Raw genomic sequence first — 17,869 nt, 5'->3', positions numbered from 1 at the left:
TTTTTTGGCATAAAAAAACCTTCCTGATTTTGGGAAGGTTTTGGGATTTTTAATGTTCGTAAATTAAAATTTGTATCCTACATTTATTGAAAAAACTCCATTATGCAATTTTGTATTATCACCTGCTTCTGTTTTTGCAATATTTGCGATCCCAAAATTATATCTGAGCCCTCCAAATAAATGATCTGTAAAATCATATCCGACCCCAAAATTTAATCCAAAATCAATTGACTCAAAAATATCCTTTACATCCATCGTATGAGAACCACTATAACCATCAATCGTTGTTTTAGTTTTCGCAGAAGTTAAAAATCCTATTTGAGGACCTGCTTCAACATTCAATTTATCAGCAACATAATATTTAAACATCACTGGTACATTGATATAAGATAAATTGAAACGTACATCTCCATTGTAAAGAATGCCATCAACTTCTCCAGCTTGATCTTTTACTTTTGGCCCTTGTGTTGAATACAAAAGTTCTGGCTGAATAAAGAATTTATCAGACAATTTAATTTCTACAAACCCTCCAATATTAAATCCTGCTTTTGATTTCAAATTAATACCATCAGTATCACCAGAGAAATTAGAAAGATTTAAACCTCCTTTTACACCATATTTAACATCCTGTGCATTTGCAAATGCAAACATCATAACTGCTAACGCAGATAAAACTACTTTTTTCATTTTTATTAAATTAATTTTTCAAATATAAGTTTTTTCTTATAAAAATAAAAATCATCAATAAAAAAACCTTCCCCTATCAGAGGAAGGCTTTTGAAATATTTTAAAATTCAGATTAGAATTTATATCCTAAAGAAATCTGAAAATTACCATTTTTTGCGCTATCATAGTAATCATTTGAATCATCAATATCTCTATCAGAAATAGGAGATAAACCGATAGTGTAACGAAGACCTACAAAGAAATTTTCAGTAAAATCATAACCAGCTCCTAAATTAAAGCCTAAATCTGTTGATCTTGTATAATCTTTGACATCTTCTCCATCTGATTTAGCTGACAATAAAATGCCAAGTTGTGGACCAGCTTCTACACTAAACTTCTTGTCAACAATGTAATACTTTGCCAATACAGGAATGTTTAAATAATTTAATTTTAAATCTGCGTCAGATCCAAAAGGCCCATCAAATTTAGCTCCTTGAGCTGAGAATAAAAGCTCAGGCTGAATAAAAAACTTTTCTACTACGTGGATTTCTGCTAAACCACCAACATGAAATCCTACTAATGATTTACTATTGTCTACATCTCCTCCAACAATACTTGAAACGTTAAGACCTCCTTTTACTCCAAATCTTGTTGACTGCGCATTTGTGAATGCAAAAGCCATAATTGCAATGGCAGATAAAATAATTTTTTTCATTCTAATTTGTTTTGGGTTAAATTAATGCGTCAAATATAAAAATATTCTTCATAATTCTATATTAGGAATTTAACAAATAAAATAGTAATTAATACGCTAATTGTTAATTTTGAATTAAGCCAATTTAAAATTAGAATTTTCAATAAAAAAAGACCTTCCTTAAAAATAATAAGGAAAGCCTTTAAAAAACTAACTAAATGTTTTTTTTTAGAATTTGTAAGTCAATCCAAATTTCGCTGTGTTAAAGAAGTTATTGAAAACATTTACATTTGCATCAAACTCAGAAACTGCTTTACCACCTTTATATTTATAACTATCAAAAGCCAAAATATCAGTTAAACCAAAGTTAATTGCAAAATTGTTAGACACAAAATAATTGATCCCTAATCCTGCATTAAATCCAACCCCAGAATATTTAGCTCCAGAATCTTTTCCGCTATCTAAACCAACTCCAGCTTCTGCATAAGTTTTAAATCTTTGACCAAGATCCAAAAAGTAATAACGTCCAAAAATACCTGCTTTAAAAATTGAGCTTTTATCAGCATCTGATCCAGCTGTCTTTTCTTTATAAGAGCCAACCCCTAAGTCAAGACCAAGAGCAAATTTGTCAGTTAAAAAGTACCCTGCCTTTGGGTTAAATTCAAAAAAATTAGTTTTAGTTTCTGTGTTTTTGTCATTTTTCGATGAAAGACCTAAATTTCCTTCTACAAGAATGTTTCCTTTAGAAAATCCAAATGAACCTGAATCTTGTGCATTTGCAAAACTAAACCCCATTACTGCAATAGCAGCCAAAACAATTTTTTTCATAATTTTTTAAATATTATTTGATTTAATATTTAACAAAACTAAGATTAGACTTACAAAATATACTTCCCGACAAGTTTAAAAAGTATTAAAATAAGACAAAAATAAAGTCGACTCAGACTTATTGAAAATCAAAACTTTAAAAGAGAAAAAGAAAGATTTTATAGATTAAAAATCAATTTGAGTGGGAATTTTAGTAATTATTTAATCCAAATTATAATGCAATAAAATGCTAAATATGTAGTTTTGAACTTTAAATAACATTTTAAAATACCAATTTTTAAAAACCTTTTTATGAAGAAAATACTTTTAGCAGCTTTTATGTTCATTGCAACATCAGCGGCAGTACAAGCACAATTATTGAAATTAGGGGTAAAAGCAGGGGTTAACTTTGCTAGCCAAACTGGAGACTTTCCAGACCAAATTAATAAAGATGGAATTACTAGTTACCATGCTGGTTTGGTGGCTGAAGTAAAATTATTAGACAAATTCTCTATTCAGCCAGAGCTTTTATACTCTACTGTTGGTGCATCTTATAAATTTAGTGACGTAAGTGAAGATGTAAAAAACGAACTAGGATATATTTCTATACCAGTAATGGCTAAATTTTACTTAAACAACACTTTCAGCTTAGAAGTTGGTCCACAAGCTTCTTTCTTGGTAAGTGAAAGAAATGATTTTGATGTAAAAAATGGCGAAACTTTTGAATTTGGTCTGAATGCTGGATTAGGTGTTAAACTTACGGAAAACATCTTTTTGCAAGGGCGTTACGGTTTAGGTTTGACTGAGGCTTCTAAAAATGCTGACATTAAAAACTCTGTATTCCAAATTTCTGCTGGATTCATGTTCTAAAAGAATATCACATACTTTTATAAAAACCGCTCTATTTATTAGTGCGGTTTTTTTTATTTTTACACTTATATGTGAAGTGTCATTTGTGAAATGTAAAATGCTTTTACATCACTTAATTAAAAACAAAATTACTTTATGAAAATCTGCATTATCAACGGACCCAATTTAAACCTTTTAGGAAAACGCGAGCCAGAAGTTTACGGAAGCCAGACTTTTGAAGATTATTTTGAAACGTTGAAACAAAAATTCCCAAACATTGAACTTTCTTATTATCAAAGTAATATTGAAGGCGAACTGATAGGTAAAATTCAGGAAGTTGGTTTTTCATTTGATGGAATTATTCTCAATGCTGGTGCTTATACACATACATCGATCGGTCTAGGTGATGCCATGAAAGCGGTTACCACTCCAGTAATTGAGGTTCACATTTCAAATACTTATGCACGCGAAAGCTTTAGACATCAATCGTATTTATCTGGAAATGCAAAAGGTGTTATTTTAGGTTTCGGGCTAAAAAGTTACGAATTGGCTATTCAGTCTTTTTTATAGCATATTGTCATTCTGAGTGAAAACAACTGCTTCTCTCAGAATGATAAACTCTCTCATTCAATTTAACAAATTATTAATAAGCTCAGATTTAACTTATTATATTTTTGTAAGATATACCACATTTGCATGAGAAACTATACTATACTTGCCTTTCTATTTTTTTCACTTTCCAATTTTGCTCAAATCCGAGGAACTGTAACAGACGATAAAGGAAATCCGCTGCCCTTTGTATCCGTTTTTGAAGAAAATACGTATGCTGGAACCACTACAAATGAGCAGGGAAAATATCAGCTTAACGTTAAAGAAATTGGAGGAAACGTTATCACTTTTCAATATTTAGGTTATAAAACTAAAAAAATAACTGTTCTTGCCGCAACGAGAATAGTCAATGTAGATGTTAGCCTTCAAGAAGAAAGTTTTGCATTGAACGAAGTTATCATTGATCCTAAAAACAATCCTGCTAATGCTATTATAAGAAGTGCAATAGCAAATAAAAAAGAAAACTCAGATAAAACCGGAAGGTATACAGCCGATTTCTATTCGAAAGGAATGTTTAAAGTCAAAGATCTTCCTAAAAAGATCTTGGGCAAAAAAGTAGATTTAGGCGATGATATGGGTTCAAATTTAGATTCAACAGGAACGGGAATTTTATACTTATCTGAAACTATTTCGAAAGTAACTTTTGAAAAACCTGATAAGTTAAAAGAGAAAATCATTGCTTCTAAAATTTCAGGAAACAATCGCGGTTATAGCTACAACACGGCTGCTTTATCAACTTATGATTTTTATGACAATACTTTAGATTTTGATGTAAAACTCATCTCTCCTATCGCCGATAATGCTTTCAATTATTATAAATACAAATTAGAAAGTACTTTTTATGACGACAATAATCAGCAGATTAACAAAATCAAAGTTATCCCAAAACGTGATAAAGAACCCGTTTTTGAAGGTTACATTTATATAGTAGATGACAGTTTTGCGATTTACGCCATTGATCTCGACATCAAAGGATATCGAATGAAAAACGAGTTTACAGAGGTAATGACTCTGAAACAGAGCTTTAGCTACAATACCAAAAATAAAATCTGGTCTAAGAATGCACAGACGCTTTCTTTTAATGCAGGCATTTTTGGAATAAAATTTTCTGGGAATTTCAACTATGTATATTCTAACTATGAATTTCCTGATTCTTTTGACAAGAAAACTTTCGGGAATGAAATTGTTGCTTTCGAACTCAACGCTAACAAAAAAGACGATGCCTTCTGGAATGAAATTCGTCCAATTCCGTTAACAATTGAAGAAAGCAGTGATTATGCAAAAAAAGACAGTCTGCAAATTATTAGAAAATCAAAAAAATATACCGATTCTATTGATGCTAAAAATAATAAGTTTAAGGTTTGGGATATTTTAATGGGTTATGATTACAAAAACACATTTAAAAAATATTCCTTTGATTATAAAGGTCTGCTTAATATTACCTCTTTGAGTTTTAATACCGTTCAAGGTTTTAATTTGGATTCTGGTTTTTCTTTTAGAAAATGGGATGAAGAAAAAGGAACAAACACTTCAATAAGCACTACTTTTAATTATGGTTTTTCTGATGAACGTTTTCGTGTAATTGGTGAATTTAGCCATCGTTTCAACACTATCAATTATGCTACAATATGGGGTTCGGGAGGTGTAAAAACAGCTCAGTTTAATAGCGCTGAACCAATTAGTAAGTTTGTCAATTCTATAAGTTCTTTGTTTTTTAAAGACAATTATATGAAGCTTTATAATTTAGAATTTGCTGAAATCAATTACGGGCAAGATATCGCAAATGGAATAAATCTTACTGGAAAAATTGGTTATGAGCAGCGTAAACCGCTTTTTAATACAACTGATTATTCTTTCTTTAAAAAAGATGATATTTATTCGTCTAATAATCCTTTGGCGCCAAACGATTTTACAACTCCAGCATTTGATCAGCATCATTTGTTTAAAGCTCTCGTGACAACAAGAATCAATTTCGGCAGTAAATACATTTCAAGGCCAGACGGAAGATTCAATATTAAAAACGACAAATATCCTACAGTTTATCTGGCATTTGAAAAAGCTTTCGCAGCAAACGAAAAAAAGTACGAATATGAAAGAATTGGCGCTTCTGTCCAATACGATTTATCACTTGGAAATAAAGGTCTTTTAGGAACCAATTTTAGAGGAGGAAAATTCTTTAACGCTGAGAATATCTCGTTTATCGATTATAGACATTTTAATGGAAATCAGACTCATATCGGGACAAGCGATCGCTATTTGAATGTTTTTAATATGATGCCTTATTATTCTAACAGCACAAACGATAGTTATTTTGAGATGCACACAGAGTATAATGATACTGGTTTTATCATGAATAAAATTCCGCTGTTGAATCTTTTGAAATCGACTATGAATGTTGGTTTTCACGCTTTAGCAATTCCAGACAGAAAGCCATATTCTGAATTTACTGTTGGATTAGACAATCTAGGCTTTGGAAAATTCAAATTATTCCGCATAGATTATGTGCATTCTTATCAAGGTGGTATTCAGCAAAATGGAGTGGTTTTTGGCTTAAAGATTTTAAATGCATTAGATTAAAGTGCAAAGGTTCAGAGAGACAAAGGCTCAGAGTTTAAATACTTTGTGAGATTCCTTTTCGAAGCTTCATGACGCTCAAACAGACAAATATCAAATAAAAAAATCCGTTTATTATTAATAGAATAAACGGATTTTTTTATTTCAATCTATGACAAAAGTTTCAGCTAGAGAACCTTTGTCCCTTTGAACCTTTGCAACTTTGAGCCTTAAGAATAATCATCTGGCTCAACATGTATTAAAACATGTCCAAGTTCTGGAATTTCTTTCCTTAAAGTATCTTTTAACAAGTGTGCCAAATCATGACCTTCTTTAACAGAAATCTTTGCAGAAACAATAGCATGCAGATCAACATGGTATTTCATTCCTGCTTTACGGATAAAACATTTTTCTGTTCCAATAATTCCCGGAACCAATAATGCTTTTACACGAATTTCTTCAACTAAATCTTCATTTAGGTTTTCATCCATAATTTCTCCGAGTGCAGGTCTGAAAATTTTATAACTATTATAGAGAATAAAAAAAGCCGCAAAAAGCGCCGCCCAGTCATCTGCAGATTCGTAGCCTTTTCCCATAATTAAAGCAATCGAAATCCCAATAAAAGCTGCTACAGAAGTTATCGCATCACTTCTATGGTGCCAAGCATCAGCTGCTAGAGAAGTACTATTGGTTTGTTTGCTTCTTTTCATGACCAAACGGAAAGAGTATTCTTTCCAAATAATAATAGCACCTAAAACATACAAGGTCCAAGATTTAGGCAAATCGTGCGAAGTGCCAATATTAGCAATACTTTCGTAACCAATAATAGTTGCTGAAGTAATTAAAAAACCTACAACCAAAAACGTAATCAGAGGTTCCGCACGGCCATGACCATACGGGTGATTTTCGTCGGCTGGTTTGTTCGAATATTTGATTCCAAACAGCACCAAAAAAGACGCAAATATATCTGTTGTTGATTCAATTGCGTCTGCAATTAAGGCATAAGAATTGCCAAAAAAACCTGCAAGACCTTTTATAAGGGCCAAGCAGGTGTTTCCGGCTATACTAAAGTATGTAGCTTTTATAGCTTTTTGTTCGTTTGTCATTTAGCGACATTTATTTTTTTCTGCCACGAATTCCCAAATTACACGAAGATTAGCTTTGCGTTTTATTTCTCTAATTTTTTAAATTTAAATCGTGTTATTGAATATCAAAAAATAAAAATTAGTGCAATTTGTGTAATTCGTGGCTAACTCTTAATTTACGCTCTCACGATTTTTGCGCCGATTGCTCTTAAACGCTCATCGATACGCTCATATCCACGGTCGATTTGTTCGATATTCTGAATTGTACTTGTTCCTTTTGCAGAAAGAGCAGCAATCAATAATGAAATTCCTGCACGAATATCAGGAGAAGACATTGTTGTTGCTTTCAATTGAGATTCAAAATTATGTCCCATAACCACAGCTCTGTGCGGATCACATAACATAATTTTTGCTCCCATATCGATTAATTTGTCCACGAAGAACAAACGGCTTTCAAACATTTTTTGGTGAATTAAAACGTCTCCTTTAGCTTGAGTTGCCACAACCAAAACGATACTTAATAAATCTGGTGTAAATCCTGGCCATGGTGCATCTGCAATAGTTAAGATAGAACCATCGATATCTGTTTTTACCTCGTACCCATCTTTGTGAGCAGGGATATAAATATCATCATTACGTTTCTCAACTGTAATTCCAAGTTTTCTAAAAGTATTTGGAATCAAACCTAAGTTTTCCCAGCTTACGTTTTTGATAGTGATTTCGCTTTTTGTCATAGCTGCAAGACCAATCCAAGAACCGATTTCGATCATATCAGGAAGAATTCTGTGTTCGCATCCTCCAAGGCTTTCAACACCTTCGATAGTCAATAAATTAGAACCAACTCCTGTGATCTTAGCTCCCATAGAGTTCAGCATTTTACACAACTGCTGTAAGTATGGCTCACAAGCTGCGTTATAAACTGTAGTTGTTCCTTTTGCCAAAACCGCTGCCATTACAATGTTTGCAGTTCCAGTTACAGATGCTTCATCCAAAAGCATATCTGTTCCTTTAAGACCTTCTTCTGGAGTTTCTACTCCGTAAAAATGATCTTCTCTGTTGTATCTGAATTTTGCTCCAAGGTTAATAAAACCTTCAAAGTGTGTATCTAATCTACGGCGTCCAATTTTATCTCCTCCTGGTTTTGGAATATATCCTTTTCCGAAACGAGCCAAAAGCGGACCAACAATCATAATAGAACCACGAAGCGCTCCACCTTCTTTTTTGAAAGCTTCAGTTTCTAAATATCCAACATTAACTTCATCAGCTTGAAAAGTAATCGAACCTGGTTCGTTACGTTGAATTTTCACCCCTAAATTCCCCAACAAAGTGATTAATTTATTGATGTCTATAATATCAGGAATGTTATTAATTTTCACTTTCTCTCCTGTTAGAAGCACGGCACATAAAATTTGTAATGCCTCATTCTTTGCTCCTTGCGGAGTGATTTCTCCCTTTAAAGGAGTTCCTCCTTCGATTTTAAAAATTCCCATAGATTTCTTTTAGGTTCTTTCAAAGTTTCTAAGATTCTGAGATTCTAAGATTCTAAGTAAAAAAACTCAGCAACTTAGTAGCTTAGCAGCTTAGCAGCTTTTTTTTATTTTTGTTTTTGTTTGTTTTTTTTAAGTATCTAAGTAAAAAAAACTTAGCAACTTAGAAGCTTAGCCTCTTAGCACCTTTTCTTACTTCTGATTATTATTTTTCTGAAAGTTCTTTTTCTGACCGCCTTTGTTATTGTTGTTTTTGTTATTCTGAATTTTAGGCTGTGTTCCAGAAGCAGTTTTATTAGACATGCGTTTGTTGGTACGCATTAAATCTGTTGTATTTAAAAGCTCTTCTGTACTGTGCAATAAATTGATTTTGCCTCCAGATAATTCGTATAAATGCTCAAAAATCACATCGTCTTTTACTGTGTCTTTGTTCCAGCTTAAGAAAGATTTTTTCATGTGATTAGCAATTACCATTACCAGCGCATTTTTCATCTCACCTTCTTCCCATTTATTAGCAACTTCTATCATGTATTTGATATTATTACCATAAAATCTGTATTTCGGGAAATTCTGCGGATATTGCAATATCTCTGGCTTTAGCTGCAAAACATCTCTTGACGGAATTGGGTAAGGAGATTCTACATTCAGTTTAAAATCAGACATAATAAAAAGCTGATCCCAAAGTTTATGCTGAAAATCTGGAACATCACGCAAATGCGGATTCAGACTTCCCATAACCTGAATGATATATTTTGCGGCTTTATTGCGCGTTTCATCATCCTCGATTGCAGTTGCCTGATCAATCAGTTTTTGTAAATGACGACCATATTCTGGGATAATCAGACGTTGTCTTTCAGAATTATATTCCAAATTATACACAACGTCACTTGCGGCTTCTCTTTTATATTTTTCGATCATAAGTTTATAATGAAACTATACCTTCTATTGTAGAAACTTCTTTGTATTTACTGATCACATCATCTGAGCTGTGCATCGTAACATCTACAGAAACACTGGTAAATTTACCTGTTTTAGATTTTGTTGTTTTAATAACCGCTCCCATTCTATCAAAAGCTTTTTCAACACGCTCTACATTATCACCTACAGAAGGCACAATAAATTTATACAAATATTCTGCTGGCCAAGTGTTTGCGTTATCAAGTTCTACTTTTAATCTTTCGTAAAATTCGGCGGTGTTTTTTTCTTTATCGTTCTCCATTCGTAATTAAAAATAAACGCAAATATACGGTTTTGGTTTTAGACTTTTGAGTTTAGATTTTAGATTTTTTTTGGGCTTAAAACTTTGTTTTAAAGGGACAAAGTTACAAAGGCGCAAAGGTGCAGAGAAAAAAGCAATCGAAGATTATTTCTTTGTAAATTTTACGCTTATATTTGAGAAATAATCTGCTTAAAAATTGCCCGCAAACATATCGAGTTTGTTTTTGTCATCCTGCGGAACGAAGGATCGCACTAGAAACTCGACAAAGATTGGAGAATTTCTGTGCAGAGCTACTTGTGCGATCCTTCGTTCCTCAGGATGACAAGTTAGCGTTTAAACTCTTCGATATCAAAACACTTCACAATGAAAAAAAACATCTTCTTACTCTTTGCATTTTTTACTTTTTACAATATTCAAGCACAAGAAATTAAAGCCTTAACTTATTTCCAGAACGATACTTTAAAACTAGATTTAGATTTATATCTGCCTAAGAAAAAAGCTGGCGAGAAAATCCCGTTGATTATGTTTGCTTTTGGTGGAGGCTTTTCTGGCGGAGAACGAACAAATGAAAAAGATTTTGGAAAATTCATGTCGCAAAATGGTTATGCCGTTGCGAGCATTTCGTATAGTTTATATATGAAAGGAAAAGATTTTGGCTGTAAAGGAACTTTAACCGAAAAAATAAAAGCGATTCAAATTGGCGTGAGCGATATGTGGCAAGCAACAGCTTTCATGATTGAGAATGCTGACAAATATAATCTTGATACTTCAAAAATCTTTATTTCTGGAATTAGTGCGGGTGCTGAAATTGGTTTCCACGCTTCGTTCTGGGATTATAAATTAATGAATTTATACAAAAGCAATCTTCCTGAAAACTTTAAATACAAAGGATTCATTGGAGGTTCGGGAGCGATTCAAGACATTAATCTAATAACAAAAGAAAAAGCAATTCCGATGTTATTGGCACATGGAAATAATGATGATACAGTTCCTTATGCAGCGGGTTCGCACCGTTCTTGTCCGACAAATGCTTCTGGCTGGCTGATTCTTTTTGGCTCTTATGCCGTTTACAATCAAATGACTGATTTACATAAGGACATCGAACTGATTACTTTTTGTGGCGGAGGACATGAATTCTCTGGTTATCTTTTTCACAAAGGACAGCAATATGTTTTAGATTTTGTAAATGATGTTTTGAATGGCAAAAAGTTCCAATCGCATTTAATTATTCCTTCTAAAAATGGAAAAAGTTCTGGGAAGTATTTGTTTTGTGAATAAATAAAAAAGAAAGATAATTACTGCATTTGAAAATATTTATTCTGTAAAAATGGAAGTAACAAAATCAGACATTCAAAAACTAATACAAGTCCAAAAGAACAATACCTTTTTAAATCATTTTATATGTTCCATCAAAAAAGATTACAAAATCTACGGAAATATTGAAAAGCATAAAATCATTATCTGGCAAAGAACAAGTTGGACAGGAAGCTCATATTCACTATATTCTTTTGAATTTGATTCAGAAGGCATACTCACAAAAGTCAATGATAAATTAAATCCATTTGCTCAATATTCACAACTATTATTTCCATTATTCTTTTTCTTTCCTTTACTTTCGACTGCTTTTACAGATTTTCAAATTAAAAAATTCTTAGCCTGTATAAGTGTTTTTCTATTTTTGACTTTTGCATGTTACTTATTCAGTCGCAGAATAGGCTTAGTCAATAAAAAAGATCAATTAACAGATTTTTATCAATTAATAAATATTAAAGCAAATAATAAGCAATTAGTCAAACAGCACAAAAGTCGAATCCTTGATTTAGAAACTGAAGAAAAATTAGAAAATGAATGGAGTAGCGGTAAAATATTAACCCGATTATTTACATATCCATTTTGTTTAGCTTTAATATTTCTTAGCATATTCGGCATGATTCCAGATGGAAAATTTTTTATTGCTATCCCTATATTAGCAATCGTTAGCGTATACTTATATTCTGATTTAATGATGATATTCAAACAAAACAAATAACAACTATTACATTTGGCTAAAGCCGAAATTCTACATCTTCAAAAATCCCGTTGGTTAAAACCAACGGCAATTCAGACAAAAAACGCTCCAGCGGAGCAAAATATTTATAGCAAATACAATTTACGGCATTAAAAAGCTCCAGCGGAGCGACATATAAATTACTCTAAATATGTCGCTCCTCTGGAGCTTTTGATTTATTGTGTTCAATTTTTCTATAAATATGTCGCCCCTATCGGGACTTTTCACTTTGCTAAAACAAAACCATCTCTCCTTTTTTAACCCTGATGGAAGCGGAAATCCTTTTGCTTTTTTCTTTAAAAAGCAAAAGATTGCAGCGGACAGCAGGAAACCATGCCAACTAAAAATGCCAAATCTTTCGTTTCTGATAAATATTCTTTTTAATTATAAATAAGTTTAGGTAAATTTGCGCTTTATTTTTAGAATAGTGCAAAAAGAAATTATAGTCTTGCTTGGCGGACCTGGTACTGGAAAATCAACACTTATTAACGAATTGGTAGCTCGTGGCTTTTGCTGCTATCCTGAAATTTCAAGACAGGTTACCATGAAAGCGCAACAACAAGGCATTGAACAGTTGTTTCTAGAACAGCCGCTTTTGTTTAGCGAAATGTTATTGGAAGGTCGTATTGAACAATATAAGAATGCTCTTGAAGAACCTGATAATGTGGTTTTTATCGACAGAGGAATTCCAGATGTGGTAGCTTATATGGATTATATTGGCGATGAATATCCAGAGAATTTCGTTAAAGCATGCGAAGATTATAAATATTCTAAAACTTTTATTTTACCGCCTTGGGAAGAAATTTACCAAAGTGATTCTGAGCGTTATGAAAATTTTGATCAGGCAGTAAAAATCCAAGAGCATCTTGTTGAAACTTATAAAAAATATGGTTACGAACTGATTGAAGTTCCTAAAGATACAGTTGAAAACAGAATTCTTTATATCTTAGACAAAATTTAGCGGTATGGTTTAAAGTTGCAAAACTAGAAACTGTTTTCTAAATTTTTAACTTTAAAACCTAGGCAATGCTCGGAGCGCAGGATATTCTTCTAAAATACTGGAAACACGACAGTTTTAGACCGTTGCAAAAAGAAATTATTGATTCTGTTCTTGAAGGACAGGATACTTTTGCCGTACTTCCTACGGGCGGCGGAAAATCAATTTGTTTTCAGGTTCCCGCCATGATGCAGGAAGGAATCTGTCTTGTTATTTCTCCTTTGATTGCTTTAATGAAAGATCAGGTAGCGAATCTGCAGAAAAGAGATATAAAAGCGATTGCGCTTACTGGCGGAATTCACACCGAAGAATTGATTGATCTTCTTGATAATTGTCAATACGGAAATTATAAATTTCTCTATTTATCACCTGAACGCTTGCAATCGGATTGGATTCTGGAGCGCATTAAAAATCTTCCTATAAATTTAATCGCTATTGACGAGGCGCATTGTGTTTCGCAATGGGGTCATGATTTTAGGCCTGCCTATCTTAAAATTTCGGAATTGAAAAAGTTCTTTCCGAAAATTCCGTTTTTAGCTTTAACTGCTACAGCAACTCCAAGAGTTATTGAAGATATTAGAACACAATTAGAATTAAAAAACCCAAGACATTTTCAACAATCCTTTGAGCGAAAAAATATCGCTTATATGGTTTTTGAAGTTGAAGATAAACTATACCGCACGGAGCAAATTCTCAAAAAAAATCCGCAGCCTTCTATTATATATGTACGAAATCGCAAAGCGTGCTTGAACATGTCCGCACAATTGCAGTCGCTTGGTTTCACGGCAACGTATTATCATGGCGGACTTTCATCAAAAGAAAAAGACAAAAACATGCAGTTGTGGATGACGGAACAAGCGCAAGTCATTGTAGCCACGAATGCATTCGGAATGGGAATTGACAAAGACAATGTAAAAACGGTTATACATACGCAGCTTCCAGAAAACTTAGAAAATTATTATCAGGAATCTGGACGTGCAGGAAGAAACGGCGCAAAAGCTTTTTCGGTTTTGCTTTATAACAATTCAGATTCCATTCAGACCGAACAGCAGTTTTTAAGTATTCTTCCCGACAAGAAGTTCCTTAAAACCATGTATAACAAACTTTGCAATTATTTTCAGATTGCATACGGAGAAGGTTTAGACGAGTCTTTCTCATTCAAACTAAATCATTTCTGCAATAAATATGAATTCCCGACTTTAAAAACTTATAATGCTTTACAGTTTTTGAATCAGCAGGGAATTATTACAATGTCTCAGGAATTCTCTGAAAAAATCAGTATTCAGTTTCTTATTGAATCGAAAGAAGTGATTCGATACGTAAGTCTAAACCCAAATGACGAAGAAATCATTCTAGCCATTTTACGAACTTATCCTGGGGTTTACGAAATGAAGTCTAATCTGAATCTAGGATTAATTGCCAAAAAATCAAATCGCCCCGAAGAACAGGTTATCGCTCTTTTAGAAAAACTGAAAGAAAAAGAAATTATAGAATACAAATCTAAAAACAACGACGCTACTATATTGTTTAACGAAGTCCGCGAAGACGATCTTACTATAAATAGAGTTTCGAAATATTTAGAAAAACAAAATGAGGTTAAAAAAGAACAGCTTTTATCGGTTCTACATTATATAAAAGACAACAAAACCTGCAAAAATAGATTGGTTTTGGATTATTTTGGAGAAGAAACAATAGAAAATTGCGGCATTTGTTCGTACTGCATTACACAAAAAGGAAAAATTACAGAAGCCGATTCGATTGCAGACAAAATTTTGTCTTTGCTTAAAACAGCTTCTCTGACTTCGAGAGAAATTGAAAACCAGATAAAAATGGATGCAAAAGACATTCTATTGGTTCTTCAGGAATTACTTGAAAACAATCATATCATTATACAAGCGAATAATAAATACACTTTAAAATCATAATGGAGAAATTGAGAATTATATTTATGGGAACACCAGAATTTGCCGTTGGCATTTTGGATACCATTATCAAAAATAACTATGAAGTTGTCGGCGTAATTACTGCTGCGGATAAACCAGCGGGACGTGGACAAAAAATAAAATATTCGGCTGTAAAAGAATATGCTCTTGCCAACAATCTTACTTTATTACAGCCAACCAATTTAAAAGACGAAAATTTCTTAGCAGAATTAAAAGCGTTAAATGCTAATTTACAAATCGTAGTTGCTTTTAGAATGTTGCCAAAAGTTGTTTGGGAAATGCCAAGTTTAGGGACTTTTAATCTTCATGCGTCATTGCTTCCAAATTATCGCGGTGCCGCTCCTATTAACTGGGCCATTATTAACGGAGAAACTAAAACGGGAGTTACTACTTTCTTTATTGATGATAAAATTGATACTGGCGCGATGATTTTAAATTCTGAAATTGACATTGAACCAGAAGAAACAGCAGGGCAACTGCATGATCGCTTGATGCATTTAGGAAGCACAACTGTAATTGATACTTTAAAAGTTATTGAAAACGGAAATGTTACGACAACAATTCAAGAAGATAACGACGATATCAAAACAGCTTACAAGTTAAACAAAGAGAATTGTAAAATTGATTGGACAAAATCTGGAGCAGAAATCAACAACCTAATTCGCGGTTTAAGTCCTTACCCTGCTTCTTGGTGTTATTTAAAAGATCAAAACGAAGAATTGAACATCAAAATTTATGAAGCAAAACTAATCTCAGAATCACATTCTTACGAGATTGGCAAGCTTATTAGCAGTAAAAAAGAAATTAAGATTGCAATAAAAGACGGCTTTATTCAGTTATTAAGTTTACAATTTCCAGGAAAAAAGAGAATGCTTGCTTCAGAATTATTAAATGGAGTGAGTTTTTCAGAAGCTGCAAAAGTGTATTAACGTCAGTAAAACAAGGGTTTGTACTTGTTTTTTATCGATAAACAACACTCTTTATGAACAAAAAAAGCAAGTTATTAACAATTTTTGCTAAAAATAAAGAAAACACTTGCACGCAACGGATTTCCTACTAAATTTGTGTATTAACAATTTTTTTTAACCAACAATTAATAACTAATTATTATGAACAAATCAGAATTAATCGATGCTATCGCTGCTGATGCAGGAATTACAAAAGCTGCGGCTAAATTAGCTTTGGAGTCTTTTTTAGGTAATGTAGGAACTACTTTGAAAAAAGGAGGAAGAGTTTCATTAGTAGGTTTCGGATCATGGTCAGTATCTTCAAGAGCTGCTAGAGACGGTAGAAACCCTCAAACAGGAAAAACGATCAAAATCGCAGCTAAAAACGTTGTAAAATTTAAAGCTGGTGCTGAATTAGAAGGTGCAGTGAACTAAGTAAGAAAGTTCTCTAAACTTATAATATAATTAAAACCTTCCATCTGGAAGGTTTTTTTATGCGGTTTAACGATTTTATTTGGGATTTTAATTTTTTTATGACTAAATTTAATAAAAATTGTAACCGTATGATTTCAGAAAAATTAAAAAAAGGACACCTGCTTATTGCCGAGCCTTCAATAATTGGAGATTTATCTTTTAATAGATCGGTAATTTTATTAGCAGACCATAACAAAGAAGGATCAATAGGTTTTATAATTAACAAGCCATTAAAATATACCATTAATGACTTGATCCCTGAGATTGATGCTAACTTTAAGATATATAACGGCGGCCCTGTAGAACAAGACAACCTTTATTTTATTCACAATATTCCTGAGTTAATTCCAAACAGTGTGGAAATTTCTAATGGAATTTATTGGGGAGGCGATTTTGAGTCCACTAAGGACCTAATAAACAACGGATCGATTAGTAAAAACAATATTCGTTTTTTCTTGGGCTATACCGGTTGGGAAGAAAATCAGCTTGAGAATGAGATGCAAGGAAACTCATGGATCATTGCTGATAATAATTACAAAAATAAAATTATCGGAAAATCTACTACCCATTTTTGGAAAGAGCAGATTATTGAGCTTGGCGGCGATTATCTTATTTGGTCTAACGCACCTGAAAATCCATATCTGAATTAATTTTCAGAAATGGATTCATTTAGTCGCTGCACTAATAAATGAGCCAGATTTGTTGTAAACTCCTTTTTTCGATATTTAGTTATCGGTTGTATTCCTGTGATTACATTGGTCAGAAATAATTCATCTGCTTTTTGAAGATCAAACGGCGAAATTACTTCTTCTACAACCTCTATGCCTTCTACTTTTTTAGCTAGGGCTAAAATCTGTTTACGCATAATACCGTTTAAAGCACCTTCAGAAACTGGAGGTGTAATAAGCTTTTTACCCGTTACCATAAAAATATTCCCTTGAAGCGCTTCTACAACATTTTTACTATCATTCAGTAAAATGCAATTGGCTAGACCATTTTCACTTGCATAAATACTTCCTGTAATATTAATCATCTTATTAGTAGTTTTAAGAGACGACAATAATTGTTTCGTTACATAGAAATCTTTATACAGATCTACTTCGTATTCGTTTGTATTTACAGAGTAAGCTTTGTTTCCAAGAGAAATGGCGTTGATTAAGAATGAAATATCATTACTTTTTGGAAGATACAAACCGCCATCATTTCTAAAAACAGTAATTCTTGCACGTGCCGAAGCCGCGATTCCTTGTTCATTTACTAGATTAAGAATCTGCTCTTCAAAATATTCCATTGTAAAATCCATAGGAATCATCATTCTAACTACACGCATTGAAGCCATTAGTCTGAAATAATGATCCTCAAGAAACAAGATTTTTCCGTTGACAATTTTTACTGTTTCGAATATTCCGTCACCATACAAAAAAGCGCGGTTAAGAGTTAGTATATTATCCTCTTTGCCAATGTTTCCGTTAAAATTAATCATAAAAAAACC

At 32.7% G+C, this 17,869-nt stretch carries 18 protein-coding genes; 10 read left to right on the top strand and 8 right to left on the bottom strand.

The genetic code is table 11. The features are described 5' to 3' along the window. Positions 1–63: 63 nt before the first annotated feature. From DMA14_RS10185 to DMA14_RS10175, 3 genes are all read right to left on the bottom strand, one after another. On the bottom strand, positions 64–687 hold the full coding sequence (locus DMA14_RS10185; RefSeq protein WP_111424562.1) for a porin family protein: 624 nt from the start codon (positions 685–687) through the stop codon (positions 64–66). Positions 688–799: 112 nt separating this feature from the next. After that, positions 800–1,381: a porin family protein gene (locus DMA14_RS10180; protein WP_111424561.1), complete on the bottom strand. Its 582-nt coding sequence runs from the start codon at positions 1,379–1,381 to the stop codon at positions 800–802. Between the two features lie 207 nt (positions 1,382–1,588). After that, the gene (locus DMA14_RS10175) at positions 1,589–2,188 is read right to left on the bottom strand and encodes an outer membrane beta-barrel protein (RefSeq protein ID WP_111424560.1); all 600 of its coding nucleotides are present in this window, start codon (positions 2,186–2,188) and stop codon (positions 1,589–1,591) included. A gap of 291 nt (positions 2,189–2,479) precedes the next feature. On the opposite strand from DMA14_RS10175, the gene DMA14_RS10170 reads away from it, so the two are divergent. From DMA14_RS10170 to DMA14_RS10160, 3 genes are all read left to right on the top strand, one after another. Beyond that, the gene (locus DMA14_RS10170; protein ID WP_111424559.1) at positions 2,480–3,037 is read left to right on the top strand and encodes a porin family protein; all 558 of its coding nucleotides are present in this window, start codon (positions 2,480–2,482) and stop codon (positions 3,035–3,037) included. 135 nt (positions 3,038–3,172) lie between these two features. Further along, positions 3,173–3,586, top strand: coding sequence for a type II 3-dehydroquinate dehydratase (aroQ, locus tag DMA14_RS10165; RefSeq protein WP_066035150.1), 414 nt, complete (start codon positions 3,173–3,175; stop codon positions 3,584–3,586). Positions 3,587–3,712: 126 nt separating this feature from the next. Beyond that, complete coding sequence (locus DMA14_RS10160; protein WP_111424558.1) at positions 3,713–6,202, top strand: DUF5686 and carboxypeptidase regulatory-like domain-containing protein; 2,490 nt, start codon at positions 3,713–3,715, stop codon at positions 6,200–6,202. 206 nt (positions 6,203–6,408) lie between these two features. Here DMA14_RS10160 and DMA14_RS10155 read toward each other — a convergent pair whose 3' ends face one another. From DMA14_RS10155 to DMA14_RS10140, 4 genes are all read right to left on the bottom strand, one after another. Beyond that, positions 6,409–7,284 carry a cation diffusion facilitator family transporter gene (locus DMA14_RS10155; RefSeq protein ID WP_111424557.1) on the bottom strand — a complete coding sequence of 292 codons (876 nt, stop codon included), beginning with the start codon at positions 7,282–7,284 and terminating at the stop codon, positions 6,409–6,411. A gap of 155 nt (positions 7,285–7,439) precedes the next feature. After that, on the bottom strand, positions 7,440–8,753 hold the full coding sequence (murA, locus tag DMA14_RS10150) for a UDP-N-acetylglucosamine 1-carboxyvinyltransferase (RefSeq protein ID WP_026727609.1): 1,314 nt from the start codon (positions 8,751–8,753) through the stop codon (positions 7,440–7,442). A gap of 189 nt (positions 8,754–8,942) precedes the next feature. Continuing rightward, positions 8,943–9,668, bottom strand: a complete 726-nt coding sequence (locus DMA14_RS10145; RefSeq protein WP_111424556.1) for a DUF4290 domain-containing protein — start codon at positions 9,666–9,668, stop codon at positions 8,943–8,945. A 4-nt stretch (positions 9,669–9,672) separates the two neighbouring features. Beyond that, on the bottom strand, positions 9,673–9,969 hold the full coding sequence (locus DMA14_RS10140) for a DUF493 family protein (RefSeq protein ID WP_111285800.1): 297 nt from the start codon (positions 9,967–9,969) through the stop codon (positions 9,673–9,675). Positions 9,970–10,332: 363 nt separating this feature from the next. Here DMA14_RS10140 and DMA14_RS10135 point away from each other — a divergent pair, with 363 nt between their 5' ends. From DMA14_RS10135 to DMA14_RS10100, 7 genes are all read left to right on the top strand, one after another. Further along, positions 10,333–11,247, top strand: coding sequence for an alpha/beta hydrolase family protein (locus tag DMA14_RS10135; RefSeq protein ID WP_111424555.1), 915 nt, complete (start codon positions 10,333–10,335; stop codon positions 11,245–11,247). A 49-nt stretch (positions 11,248–11,296) separates the two neighbouring features. Further along, positions 11,297–11,998, top strand: coding sequence for a hypothetical protein (locus DMA14_RS10130; RefSeq protein ID WP_111424554.1), 702 nt, complete (start codon positions 11,297–11,299; stop codon positions 11,996–11,998). A gap of 445 nt (positions 11,999–12,443) precedes the next feature. After that, complete coding sequence (locus DMA14_RS10120; protein ID WP_111380110.1) at positions 12,444–12,977, top strand: AAA family ATPase; 534 nt, start codon at positions 12,444–12,446, stop codon at positions 12,975–12,977. Positions 12,978–13,042: 65 nt separating this feature from the next. After that, a complete protein-coding gene (locus DMA14_RS10115) occupies positions 13,043–14,938 on the top strand; it encodes a RecQ family ATP-dependent DNA helicase (protein ID WP_111424552.1) in 1,896 nt (631 codons plus the stop codon). Further along, positions 14,938–15,885 (top strand): methionyl-tRNA formyltransferase, encoded by a 948-nt coding sequence (gene fmt, locus DMA14_RS10110; protein ID WP_111424551.1) that lies wholly within the window; start codon positions 14,938–14,940, stop codon positions 15,883–15,885. Before DMA14_RS10115 ends, fmt begins: the two co-directional genes overlap by 1 nt. A gap of 180 nt (positions 15,886–16,065) precedes the next feature. Beyond that, positions 16,066–16,338 carry an HU family DNA-binding protein gene (locus DMA14_RS10105; RefSeq protein ID WP_008464760.1) on the top strand — a complete coding sequence of 91 codons (273 nt, stop codon included), beginning with the start codon at positions 16,066–16,068 and terminating at the stop codon, positions 16,336–16,338. Between the two features lie 128 nt (positions 16,339–16,466). Then, the gene (locus DMA14_RS10100; RefSeq protein WP_008464759.1) at positions 16,467–17,027 is read left to right on the top strand and encodes a YqgE/AlgH family protein; all 561 of its coding nucleotides are present in this window, start codon (positions 16,467–16,469) and stop codon (positions 17,025–17,027) included. Here the strand turns inward: DMA14_RS10100 and DMA14_RS10095 are convergent. Beyond that, complete coding sequence (locus DMA14_RS10095; protein WP_111424550.1) at positions 17,024–17,860, bottom strand: aminotransferase class IV; 837 nt, start codon at positions 17,858–17,860, stop codon at positions 17,024–17,026. The two genes, DMA14_RS10100 and DMA14_RS10095, sit on opposite strands and share 4 nt — an antisense overlap. Between the last annotated feature and the right edge of the window lie 9 nt (positions 17,861–17,869).

The organism is Flavobacterium sharifuzzamanii (genome assembly GCF_003254585.1).
Lineage (GTDB): Bacteria > Bacteroidota > Bacteroidia > Flavobacteriales > Flavobacteriaceae > Flavobacterium > Flavobacterium sharifuzzamanii.
This window is presented reverse-complemented; position numbering and strand designations above follow the sequence as displayed.